This is a genomic window from Streptomyces chiangmaiensis, from assembly GCF_036281785.1.
Taxonomy (GTDB): Bacteria; Actinomycetota; Actinomycetes; order Streptomycetales; family Streptomycetaceae; genus Streptomyces; species Streptomyces chiangmaiensis.
Genome location: NZ_JAYWVC010000046.1, coordinates 13,193 through 25,516, shown reverse-complemented (window position 1 = coordinate 25,516; position 12,324 = coordinate 13,193). Strand labels below are relative to the sequence as shown.

The 12,324-nt window shown below is 66.5% G+C and carries 8 protein-coding genes; all 8 read right to left on the bottom strand.

What is annotated here, in order from left to right; all coding sequences use genetic code 11:
- Positions 1-10 precede the first annotated feature (10 nt).
- Positions 11-481, bottom strand: coding sequence for a 30S ribosomal protein S7 (rpsG, locus tag VXC91_RS16340; RefSeq protein WP_003998848.1), 471 nt, complete (start codon positions 479-481; stop codon positions 11-13).
- Positions 482-483: 2 nt separating this feature from the next.
- Complete coding sequence (rpsL, locus tag VXC91_RS16335) at positions 484-855, bottom strand: 30S ribosomal protein S12 (RefSeq protein WP_003948652.1); 372 nt, start codon at positions 853-855, stop codon at positions 484-486.
- 351 nt (positions 856-1,206) lie between these two features.
- Positions 1,207-1,761, bottom strand: a complete 555-nt coding sequence (locus VXC91_RS16330; protein WP_329507993.1) for a DUF1707 and DUF4190 domain-containing protein — start codon at positions 1,759-1,761, stop codon at positions 1,207-1,209.
- Between the two features lie 139 nt (positions 1,762-1,900).
- Entirely contained in the window at positions 1,901-5,800 is a 3,900-nt protein-coding gene (locus tag VXC91_RS16325; protein WP_329507992.1) for a DNA-directed RNA polymerase subunit beta', read from the bottom strand.
- Between the two features lie 94 nt (positions 5,801-5,894).
- Positions 5,895-9,380 (bottom strand): DNA-directed RNA polymerase subunit beta, encoded by a 3,486-nt coding sequence (gene rpoB, locus VXC91_RS16320; RefSeq protein ID WP_329507991.1) that lies wholly within the window; start codon positions 9,378-9,380, stop codon positions 5,895-5,897.
- A gap of 709 nt (positions 9,381-10,089) precedes the next feature.
- Positions 10,090-10,476: a 50S ribosomal protein L7/L12 gene (gene rplL / locus VXC91_RS16315; protein ID WP_329507990.1), complete on the bottom strand. Its 387-nt coding sequence runs from the start codon at positions 10,474-10,476 to the stop codon at positions 10,090-10,092.
- 111 nt (positions 10,477-10,587) lie between these two features.
- Positions 10,588-11,118 carry a 50S ribosomal protein L10 gene (gene rplJ, locus VXC91_RS16310; RefSeq protein WP_329507989.1) on the bottom strand — a complete coding sequence of 177 codons (531 nt, stop codon included), beginning with the start codon at positions 11,116-11,118 and terminating at the stop codon, positions 10,588-10,590.
- 284 nt (positions 11,119-11,402) lie between these two features.
- Positions 11,403-12,266 (bottom strand): DUF1396 domain-containing protein, encoded by an 864-nt coding sequence (locus tag VXC91_RS16305; protein ID WP_329507988.1) that lies wholly within the window; start codon positions 12,264-12,266, stop codon positions 11,403-11,405.
- Positions 12,267-12,324: the final 58 nt, after the last annotated feature.

Genomic DNA, 12,324 nt, shown 5'->3' with positions numbered 1-12,324 from the left:
GGGGTAGCGACTACCAGCGGTAGTGCGCGAAGGCCTTGTTGGACTCGGCCATCTTGTGCGTGTCCTCGCGCTTCTTCACAGCGGCGCCGAGGCCGTTGGACGCGTCGAGGAGCTCGTTCAGCAGACGCTCGGTCATGGTCTTCTCGCGACGGGCGCGGGAGTACCCCACCAGCCAGCGCAGCGCCAGGGTGTTGGCACGGCCGGGCTTGACCTCGACCGGGACCTGGTAGGTGGCGCCACCGACACGGCGGGACTTGACCTCGAGGGTCGGCTTGATGTTCTCGAGAGCGCGCTTGAGCGTGATGACCGGGTCGTTGCCGGTCTTCTCGCGCAGACCCTCCATGGCACCGTAGACGATGCGCTCGGCGGTGGAGCGCTTGCCGTTCAGCAGCACCTTGTTGATCAGGGAGGTCACCAGAGGAGAGCCGTAAACCGGGTCGATGATGACCGGACGCTTCGGGGCGGGGCCCTTACGAGGCATTCTTACTTCTCCTTCTTGGCGCCGTAACGGCTGCGGGCCTGCTTGCGGTTCTTGACACCCTGGGTGTCGAGGGAGCCACGGATGATCTTGTAGCGAACACCCGGCAGGTCCTTCACACGGCCGCCGCGCACGAGCACGATGGAGTGCTCCTGCAGGTTGTGTCCCTCACCCGGAATGTAGGCCGTGACCTCGATCCCGCTGGTCAGACGCACACGCGCGACCTTACGCAGGGCCGAGTTCGGCTTCTTCGGGGTGGTCGTGAACACACGCGTGCAGACGCCGCGACGCTGAGGGGAACCCTCGAGTGCGGGCGTCTTGTTCTTCTCGACCTTGTCCTGCCGGCCCTTACGGACCAGCTGCTGGATCGTAGGCACTACTTCTCCGGTTTCTGTGTGCCGATGGGTACAGCTAACCTGGAACTTCGCCGACCCACGCGGTCGGGTGTGTCGAATCCCGCAGACTCCCGCCGCAAGGCGAAAAGGGCGCAGATTACGGTGGCCGGTGACGGCTCGCCATGCGGTTTCAAGGCACGCACGGGAGCCAGGGCACACCCCAGGCACAAGGTCTGAGCGTACCTACCTCATTCGCTGTGGTCAAAACAAATGGACCTGCCCGGCACTGCCGCACCGAGCATGTCAACCCCATGCGCCGTATGTGATCTTCGAATCAACGATACGGGCACCTCGGCGGGTACGGGGCGATGCCGCGGCACCACGGCCCGGCCCTCACTCCGTCACGAGCGCCGCCGTCAGCAACAGCACCAGAACGAGTGCCCAGCCCGCCGTCGCCAGCCAGCCGAGGACGAGACCGGTCAGCGCCAGGCCGTCGCCACCCTCGCCCCTGCGGCGGATCTCGGCGCGGGCCGCGTGACCCAGGACGACCGCGGGGATGCCCGTGAGGCCTGCGGTGGGCAGGCAGAGCAGGCCGCAGATCAGGGCTCCGACGGCCTTCTCGTTCGTCTTCGGCCGGGGCGCGGGCAGGAACGTCTGCGGCACGACGTCGGTCCGCGCCGCGGGGCCCTGCGGCAGGTCGGCCACGAGCAGGGCCAGTTCGCCGAGTGTGCGGGCCGCGTACGCCCGCGTGACCCGATCGTCGAACTCCGGCTGCCCCAGCCGCCCTTCGGCGTACCCCGCCCGGAGCACGTCCACGGCACGCTCGCGGTCGGCGTGCGAGGCGAGCAGGGACGGCGGGACGGAAGGAACGGCCTGGCCCGGCCATGGCTGGGGAAACCCACCCTGCCCCTGTCCCTGCTGCCAGGGTTGCCACGACGGATACGACACGGAGTACCTCCCCCGATTGCTCCCATCATGCGCCGAACCGGCACGTCCGGCACAGGTATCGGCCGATACCGGTTGCTGCCAACGCCGAAGGGCGGTCACTCCACGACGAAGTGACCGCCCCTCAACTCAAACCGCTCGCTTACTGGTTGTACGGACCGTAGTCGTAGTCCTCCAGCGGCACGGCCTGGCCGGAGCCCGTACCGAACGGCGAGTAGTCGATGTCGTCGTAGCCGACGGCCGAGTACATCGCGGCCTTGGCCTCCTCGGTCGGCTCCACCCGGATGTTGCGGTAGCGGGACAGACCCGTACCGGCCGGGATGAGCTTACCGATGATGACGTTCTCCTTGAGGCCGATCAGGGAGTCGGACTTGGCGTTGATCGCCGCGTCCGTGAGGACCCTGGTCGTCTCCTGGAAGGACGCCGCCGACAGCCAGGACTCGGTCGCCAGCGAGGCCTTGGTGATACCCATGAGCTGCGGACGACCGGAGGCCGGGTGACCGCCCTCCTGGACCACACGACGGTTCTCGTGCTCGAACTTCGAGCGCTCGACCAGCTCGCCCGGCAGCAGCTCGGCGTCGCCGGACTCGATGATCGTCACACGGCGCAGCATCTGCCGGATGATGATCTCGATGTGCTTGTCGTGGATCGACACACCCTGCGAGTTGTACACCTTCTGGACCTCGCCGACCAGGTGAACCTGGACGGCACGCTGGCCCAGAATGCGCAGCACGTCGTGCGGGTTGGTGGCACCCACGGTGAGCTTCTGGCCCACCTCGACATGCTCGCCCTCGCCGACCAGGAGTCGGGCACGCTTCGAGATCGGGTAGGCCGTCTCGTCGCTGCCGTCGTCCGGCGTGATGACGATCTTCTTGGTCTTCTCGGTCTCCTCGATCCGGGCGCGGCCGGAGGCCTCGGAGATCGGGGCGACACCCTTCGGGGTACGGGCCTCGAAGAGCTCGACGACACGGGGCAGACCCTGGGTGATGTCGTCACCGGCCACACCACCGGTGTGGAAGGTACGCATCGTCAGCTGGGTACCGGGCTCACCGATGGACTGGGCGGCGATGATGCCGACCGCCTCACCGATGTCGACCAGCTTGCCCGTGGCCAGCGAGCGGCCGTAGCACATGGCACAGGTGCCGACGGCGGACTCGCAGGTCAGGACCGAGCGGGTCTTGACCTCCTCGATGCCCTGTGCGATCAGCTCGTCGATGAGCACGTCGCCCAGGTCGGTACCGGCCGGGGCCAGCACCTTGCCGTCGACGACGATGTCCTCGGCGAGGCAGCGCGCGTACACGGACGTCTCGACGTTCTCCGCCTTGCGCAGGACGCCGTCGGCGCCGCGCTCGGCGATGTGGAGCTTGAGGCCACGGTCGGTGCCGCAGTCCTCCTCGCGGATGATGACGTCCTGCGAGACGTCCACCAGACGACGGGTGAGGTAACCCGAGTCGGCGGTACGCAGGGCGGTGTCCGCGAGACCCTTACGGGCACCGTGCGTGGAGATGAAGTACTCCAGCACGGACAGACCCTCACGGAACGACGCCTTGATGGGCCGCGGGATGGTCTCGTTCTTCGCGTTCGACACAAGACCACGCATACCGGCGATCTGACGCATCTGCATCATGTTGCCTCGTGCACCCGAGTTCACCATCATGAAGATCGGGTTGGTCTTCGGGAAGTTGTCGTTCATCGCCTCGGCGACCTCGTTGGTCGCCTTGGTCCAGATCGCGATGAGCTCCTGCGTGCGCTCGTCCTTGGTGATCAGACCGCGCTCGTACTGCTTCTGGACCTTCTCGTCCTGCGCCTCGTAGCCCTTGACGATCTCCCTCTTCGCCTCGGGAACGACGACGTCGGAGATGGCGACGGTGACGCCGGAACGGGTCGCCCAGTAGAAGCCGGCCGCCTTCAGGTTGTCGAGCGTCGCCGCCACGATCACCTTCGGGTAGCGCTCGGCGAGGTCGTTGACGATCTCGGAGAGCTGCTTCTTGCCGACCTCGTAGTCGACGAACGGGTAGTCCTCGGGCAGCAGCTCGTTGAAGAGCGCACGGCCCAGCGTGGTCTTCAGACGGAAGGTGTCACCCTGCTGCCACTCCGGCTCGCCCTCCTCCTGGGCCGGCGGGGTCCAGCCGCGCGGCGGGATGGTGCCCACCGGGAAGCGGATGTCCACGCGCGCCTGCAGCGAGAGCTCGCCGGCGTCGAACGCCATGATCGCCTCGGCCACGGACGCGAAGGAGCGGTCCTCGCCCTTCACGTTCCGCATCTCGCCGTCCGTGGTCAGGAAGAACAGACCGAGGACCATGTCCTGGGTCGGCATCGTGACCGGGCGGCCGTCGGCCGGCTTGAGGATGTTGTTCGAGGACAGCATCAGGATGCGGGCCTCGGCCTGCGCCTCCGCGGACAGCGGCAGGTGCACGGCCATCTGGTCACCGTCGAAGTCCGCGTTGAACGCGGTGCAGACGAGCGGGTGGATCTGGATGGCCTTGCCCTCGACCAGCTGCGGCTCGAAGGCCTGGATGCCGAGGCGGTGCAGCGTGGGCGCACGGTTCAGCAGAACCGGGTGCTCCGCGATGACCTCTTCCAGCACGTCGTACACGACCGTGCGGCCGCGCTCGACCATGCGCTTGGCCGACTTGATGTTCTGCGCGTGGTTCAGGTCGACCAGGCGCTTCATCACGAACGGCTTGAACAGCTCCAGCGCCATCGCCTTCGGCAGACCGCACTGGTGCAGCTTCAGCTGCGGACCGACGACGATCACGGAACGCGCCGAGTAGTCGACACGCTTGCCGAGCAGGTTCTGACGGAATCGACCCTGCTTGCCCTTCAGCATGTCGCTGAGGGACTTCAGCGGGCGGTTGCCGGGGCCCGTCACCGGGCGGCCGCGACGGCCGTTGTCGAAGAGGGCGTCAACGGCCTCCTGAAGCATGCGCTTCTCGTTGTTGACGATGATCTCCGGGGCACCGAGGTCCAGGAGCCTCTTCAGACGGTTGTTGCGGTTGATCACGCGGCGGTACAGGTCGTTCAGGTCGGAGGTCGCGAAGCGGCCACCGTCCAGCTGCACCATCGGACGCAGGTCCGGCGGGATGACCGGCACGCAGTCGAGGACCATGCCCTTGGGGCTGTTGGAGGTCTGCAGGAACGCGGACACGACCTTCAGCCGCTTCAGCGCACGGGTCTTCTTCTGGCCCTTGCCGGTGCGGATGATCTCGCGGAGGCGTTCGGCCTCCTCGTCGAGGTCGAAGGACTCCAGGCGCTTCTGCAGCGCCGCGGCACCCATCGAACCGTCGAAGTACGTACCGAAGCGGTCGCGCAGCTCGCGGTAGAGCAGCTCGTCGCCCTCGAGGTCCTGGACCTTGAGGTTCTTGAAGCGGGTCCACACCTCGTCGAGACGGTCGATCTCGCGCTGCGCACGGTCGCGCAGCTGCTTCATCTCGCGCTCGGCACCCTCGCGCACCTTGCGGCGCACGTCGGCCTTGGCGCCCTCGGCCTCCAGCTCGGCCAGGTCGGCCTCGAGCTTCTTGGCGCGGGCTTCCAGGTCGGCGTCGCGACGGTTCTCGATCTGCTGCCGCTCGACGGAGACGTGCGCCTCCAGGGAGGGCAAGTCACGCGTACGGCGCTCCTCGTCGACGTACGTGATCATGTACGCCGCGAAGTAGATGACCTTTTCCAGGTCCTTCGGGGCGAGGTCGAGCAGGTAGCCCAGCCGCGACGGAACACCCTTGAAGTACCAGATGTGCGTGACAGGGGCGGCCAGCTCGATGTGGCCCATCCGCTCACGGCGCACCTTCGCGCGCGTGACCTCGACGCCACAGCGCTCGCAGATGATGCCCTTGAAGCGGACGCGCTTGTACTTGCCGCAGTAGCACTCCCAGTCCCGGGTGGGGCCGAAGATCTTCTCGCAGAAGAGGCCGTCCTTCTCGGGCTTGAGGGTGCGGTAGTTGATGGTCTCGGGCTTCTTGACCTCGCCGTGGCTCCACTGCCGGATGTCGTCAGCGGTGGCCAGGCCGATCCGGAGCTCGTCGAAGAAGTTGACGTCGAGCACTATGCGTCAATCCCTCTCAGGGTTGTAAGTCTTTCGGTCTGTACGGGGGCCTGGGGGTCGGCGGGTCTGGGGATTCAGACCCGCCGGACTCCCGTCAGACCTCTTCGACGCTGCTCGGCTCGCGCCGGGACAGGTCGATGCCGAGCTCCTCCGCAGCGCGGAAGACGTCCTCGTCGGTGTCGCGCATCTCGATGGACATACCGTCGCTGGACAGCACCTCCACGTTCAGACACAGGGACTGCATCTCCTTGATGAGCACCTTGAAGGACTCGGGGATGCCGGGCTCGGGGATGTTCTCGCCCTTGACGATGGCCTCGTAGACCTTCACGCGGCCGGTGACGTCGTCGGACTTGATGGTCAGCAGCTCCTGGAGGGCGTAGGCGGCGCCGTAGGCCTCGAGGGCCCACACCTCCATCTCGCCGAAGCGCTGGCCACCGAACTGGGCCTTACCACCCAGCGGCTGCTGGGTGATCATCGAGTACGGACCGGTCGAACGGGCGTGCAGCTTGTCGTCGACCAGGTGGTGCAGCTTCAGGATGTACATGTAGCCGACCGAGATCGGGTCCGGGAACGGCTCACCGGAGCGGCCGTCGAACAGCCGCGCCTTACCGGTCGGGAGCACCATGCGGTCCCCGTCGCGGTTCGGGATGGTGTGCTCCAGCAGACCCGCCAGCTCGTCCTCACGGGCACCGTCGAAGACCGGGGTCGCGACGTTGGTCCGCGGGTCGACCTGGTCGGCGCCGATCGCCTGCAGGCGCTGGGCCCACTCGTCGGCAAGACCGGAGACGTCCCAGCCCTGGCTGGCGAGCCAGCCGAGGTGGATCTCCAGGACCTGTCCCGGGTTCATTCGGGACGGCACACCCAGCGGGTTGAGGATGATGTCGACCGGGGTGCCGTCCTCCAGGAACGGCATGTCCTCGATCGGCAGGATCTTGGAGATGACACCCTTGTTGCCGTGGCGGCCGGCGAGCTTGTCACCATCGGTGATCTTGCGCTTCTGCGCCACGTAGACGCGGACCAGCTGGTTCACGCCCGGCGGCAGCTCGTCGCCCTCCTCGCGGTCGAAGACGCGCACACCGATGACCTTGCCGGTCTCGCCGTGCGGCACCTTCAGCGAGGTGTCACGGACCTCACGCGCCTTCTCACCGAAGATCGCGCGCAGCAGACGCTCCTCGGGGGTCAGCTCGGTCTCACCCTTCGGGGTGACCTTGCCGACGAGGATGTCACCGGCGATGACCTCGGCACCGATACGGATGATGCCGCGCTCGTCGAGGTCGGCCAGGACCTCCTCGGAGACGTTCGGGATGTCGCGGGTGATCTCCTCGGGACCGAGCTTGGTGTCACGGGCGTCGACCTCGTGCTCCTCGATGTGGATCGAGGAGAGGACGTCGTCCTGCACGAGGCGCTGCGACAGGATGATCGCGTCCTCGTAGTTGTGACCCTCCCACGGCATGAACGCCACAAGCAGGTTCTTGCCGAGCGCCATCTCACCGTTCTGGGTGGCCGGGCCGTCGGCGAGCACCTGGCCCGTGACGACGTGGTCGCCCTCGGAGACGATGACCTTCTGGTTGACCGAGGTGCCCTGGTTGGAGCGGGAGAACTTGGCCAGGCGGTACGTGATGTACGTGCCGTCGTCGTTGGCCGTGGTGATGTAGTCCGCGGAGACCTCCTGGACCACACCCGCCTTCTCGGCCTTGACCACGTCGCCGGCGTCGACGGCGGAGCGGTACTCCATGCCGGTGCCGACGAGCGGGGACTCGGACTTAATCAGCGGCACGGCCTGACGCATCATGTTCGCGCCCATGAGGGCACGGTTGGCGTCGTCGTGCTCGAGGAAGGGGATCATGGCGGTCGCGACCGACACCATCTGGCGCGGCGAGACGTCCATGTAGTCCACGTCCTCGGGGCTGACGTAGTCGACCTCACCGCCGCGGCGGCGGACCAGTACACGGTTCTCGGCGAAGCGGAGCTCGTCCGTCAGCGTGGCGTTGGCCTGCGCGATGACGAATCGGTCCTCTTCGTCGGCGGTCAGGTAGTCGACCTCGTCGGTGACCTGGCCGTCGTTCACCTTGCGGTACGGGGTCTCGACGAAGCCGAACGCGTTGACCCGGCCGTAGGAGGCGAGCGAGCCGATCAGACCGATGTTCGGGCCTTCAGGGGTCTCGATCGGGCACATGCGGCCGTAGTGCGAGGGGTGCACGTCACGGACCTCGAAGCCGGCCCGCTCACGGGAGAGACCACCCGGGCCGAGCGCGGACAGACGCCGCTTGTGCGTCAGCCCGGAGAGCGGGTTGTTCTGGTCCATGAACTGGGACAGCTGGCTGGTGCCGAAGAACTCCTTGATGGAGGCGACGACCGGCCGGATGTTGATCAGGGTCTGCGGCGTGATCGCCTCGACGTCCTGCGTGGTCATGCGCTCGCGCACGACGCGCTCCATACGGGCCAGACCTGTGCGGACCTGGTTCTGGATGAGCTCGCCGACGCTGCGCAGACGGCGGTTGCCGAAGTGGTCGATGTCGTCCGTCTCGACGACGATCGTCTCGCCGGAGTCGCCGACCGTCTCGATCTCGCCCGCGTGCAGCTTGACCAGGTACTTGATCGTCGAGATGACGTCCTCGACGGTCAGGATGCCCGCGTCGAGCGGAGCGTCCGCACCCAGCTTCTTGTTGACCTTGTAGCGGCCGACCTTGGCGAGGTCGTAGCGCTTGGGGTTGAAGTAGAGGTTCTCGAGCAGCGTCTGCGCGGCCTCACGCGTCGGGGGCTCGCCCGGACGCAGCTTGCGGTAGATGTCGAGCAGCGCGTCGTCCTGGCCCTGGGTGTGGTCCTTCTCCAGGGTGGCGCGCATGGACTCGTACTCGCCGAACTCCTCGAGGATCTGCTCGGTCGTCCAGCCGAGCGCCTTCAGGAGAACGGTCACGGACTGCTTGCGCTTGCGGTCGATGCGGACACCGACCATGTCGCGCTTGTCGATCTCCATCTCCAGCCAGGCACCCCGGGACGGGATGATCTTGGCCGAGAAGATGTCCTTGTCGGACGTCTTGTCGATGGTGGAGTCGAAGTAGACACCGGGCGAACGGACCAGCTGCGACACCACGACACGCTCGGTGCCGTTGATGACGAAGGTGCCCTTGTTCGTCATGAGCGGGAAGTCGCCCATGAAGACCGTCTGGGACTTGATCTCACCGGTCTCGTTGTTGGTGAACTCGGCCGTGACGAAGAGGGGCGCGGCGTAGGTGAAGTCGCGCTCCTTGCACTCGTCGATCGAGTTCTTCGGCGGCTCGAAACGGTGGTCGCGGAACGTCAGCGACATCGACCCGGAAAAGTCCTCGATCGGGGAGATCTCCTCGAAGATCTCCTCGAGGCCGGACTTGGTGGGGACGTCCTGACCGGACTCCAGAGCCTCCTCGACGCGAGCCTTCCACGCGTCGTTGCCGAGCAGCCAGTCGAAGCTCTCGGTTTGCAGCGCGAGAAGGTTCGGAACCTCGAGGGGCTCCTTGATCTTTGCAAAGGAGATGCGCAGCGGGGCGGTGCTGGCGCCGTTGTTCATATTCGCGGTCGAGGCAGTGCGCGAGGCGGCCAAGAGGGGGTCCTTCCGAGGGCTCGGACTCACTACGCGCGTCCCGGTCCCCGCCGGGCACAGAGATGGAAAGTCCCAGGTCAGAGACTTCTGATCGTTGTGCTCGAGCAGGGAGCGTGCTCCTGGTGACGGGCAGGAGACAGCTAACAGGCAGCGCAAAGGGTCAGTGTAGCCACTTGGCACACTGATGTCCAGTGCGAGTTTTCAGGCTCACGATGAAAGCCCTCGTTGTCTCTCAACACCTGCGGGAAGCCACGCCCTCGATGCACATCGATACTGCCCTCTTCGTCGTCGATCCATGCCTCGGATTCGGATCGTTGTGACGACGCGTCCTGAGAATTGCGCGCTGCGTGCAGTTCGTCAAGGCCCCCCTTGCTCAAACCGGGTGCTGCCATCGTCACTTGCAACCTGTCACCGGGGCCCTCGGGAGGCACGACGAAGATCACCATACTCCCCGCGGCGACGGGCGCAAGGCAGCCGCCGCCGGTCCCCCGGGAACGACGAAGAGCGACCACCCGGATGGGTGATCGCCCTTCGGTGCGTTCGCGTTACAGCCTTGCGCGTGAGCTGCGATCGGAGCCCGGAGAGGCCGCGTGCGCCGTTCAGGTGAACCGTGCCCCGCGTACGCAAAAGGGCCGTACGGAGCCGAAGCCCCGTACGGCCCAGTGAGCCCTGTGCGGGCCCGTGAGTCCGGTGCGGACCCGACGAGGTGTTACTTGACCTCGACGGAGGCGCCGGCGCCCTTGAGGGACTCGGCGGCCTTCTCCGCGGCCTCCTTGTTGACCTTCTCCAGGACCGGCTTCGGGGCGCCGTCCACCAGGTCCTTGGCCTCCTTCAGGCCCAGGGAGGTGAGCTCGCGCACGACCTTGATGACCTGGATCTTCTTGTCGCCGGCGCCGGTGAGGATGACGTCGAACTCGTCCTTCTCCTCGGCGGCCTCGGCGGCCGGGGCACCCGGGGCGCCGGCGGCGGCGACGGCGACCGGAGCGGCGGCGGTGACGTCGAACTTGTCCTCGAACGCCTTCACGAACTCGGAGAGCTCGATGAGGGTCATCTCCTCGAACTGCGCGAGCAGGTCTTCCTGGCTGAGCTTCGCCATGATGGGCGATCCTTCCATTGATTCGGCTGGTGCCGGATGTACATGTCTGGCGGGCGTACGTTCGGCCCGCTACGACCGTCGCGTCAGGCGGCGGTCATTTCGCGAGCCGAATTACTCGGCACCGCCCTGCTCGGCCTGCTTGGCGCGAAGAGCGTCCATGGTGCGGACGAGCTTCGACGGGAGCGCCTGGAAGAGCGCGGCAGCCTGGGACTGCTTGCCCTTCATGGCGCCCGCCAGCTTGGCGAGCAGAACCTCGCGGGACTCGAGGTCCGCAAGCTTCTTGATCTCGTCGGCGGACAGCGCCTTGCCGTCAAGGACACCGCCCTTGATGACGAGGTTCGGGTTGTCCTTGGCGAAGTCACGAAGACCCTTCGCCGACTCCACCGGGTCACCGGTGACGAAGGCGACCGCCGTCGGACCGTTGAACAGGTCGTCGAGCGTCGTGATCCCGGCCTCGTTGGCCGCAATCTTGGTCAGCGTGTTCTTCACCACGGCGTACTGGGCGTTCTCACCGAGCGACCGGCGCAGCGTCTTGAGCTGCGCCACGGTGAGACCCCGGTACTCGGTCAGCACGGCGGCGTTCGAGCTGCGGAACTGCTCCGCGAGCTCGGCTACCGCGGCAGCCTTGTCGGGCCTTGCCATAGAGCGTCGGCCTCCTTCCGGGTGATGGGACCGCTCGGAAGGGGCTGAGGAAAACGAAACGCCCCGGCGCAGGCGCACGGGGCGGACTCGACCGGCTGCACGTACGGTGGACGCACGCGCTCCGGGAGCTCTTCCACTGTCACCTGCGCGGGCCGTCCGCAGTTCAGCGGATCCTTCGGCCACCGCACCCTCAACCGAGCGCACGGCAACGACCAGCGGTCTTTGGCTTCGAGAGGAAGAGTAAGGGAACGGATCGCTGTCGAGCAAATCCGTTCCCTCGCGGCTCAGCCCTGCTGAGCGCTCTTCATCATGTCGGCGAGCGAGAGCGTGTCCTTGGCGGGCGGGGCCGTCACCGACACCGGCTTGTTGAAGTCGAGGAAGGTGATGGTCATGTCCAGAACGCCCTTGTCGGTGTCGCTGCGCGTCCGGAACTGCTTGGTGTGATCGCTGCCGTCGATCCACATGTCCATGGTGATCGTGCCGGCGCCCATCTTCTCGTACTGGTCGAGGCTCTTCTCGCGCCGCTCGAGAGTGGTCTTGTCCAGGTGCTGCTTCTTCAGGGAGGCACGCATCTCGTCGACAGTGACGTCGCCCTTGTAGTGCGTGGTCCGCACGCCACCGACGGTCTCGGTGCCGACCTTCGTCACCCGCTTGGAGCCGGTGAGGAACGTGGACTCCTGGGCCGGGTTGCGGTCGGCCTGACCGGCGCCGAGCTGGTCGGCGTTCAGCTCCTTGTCCGCCCCCAGGGCGGCCAGGTCGAACTTGATCCAGCTCTTGCCGTTCATCTCCTTGGCGGCCGCGGCGCCGCCGATGTACATCGCCTTGTCGACGAGACGGACCTCGACCGGGCCGTCAGTGCTCTGGTCCTCGGCCGTCATCTTCATGGCCATGGCGAGCGGCTCCATGCTCATCCGGGCCTCGCCACTGACCCGGCCCTCGCCCGGGACCGTACCGGTCAACCGGTAGTGCATCGACGTGATCTGGTCGGCGTTCTTGGCCGCCTCGGCCACGGCCGCGGCGGGTGTCATTCGCGGCGACTCCTCCGCGCCACCCTTCGAACAGGCGACCGCTCCCCCGCTCAGGACCAACGCCGCGAGCGCCGCGCCCACCGCGCCTCGCTCCACCGCTCCACGCACAGCAACCTTCATGATTCCCCCCAAGGGAACACACATCCGATTTGAGACAAGACTCCAAGCCTAACCCGGC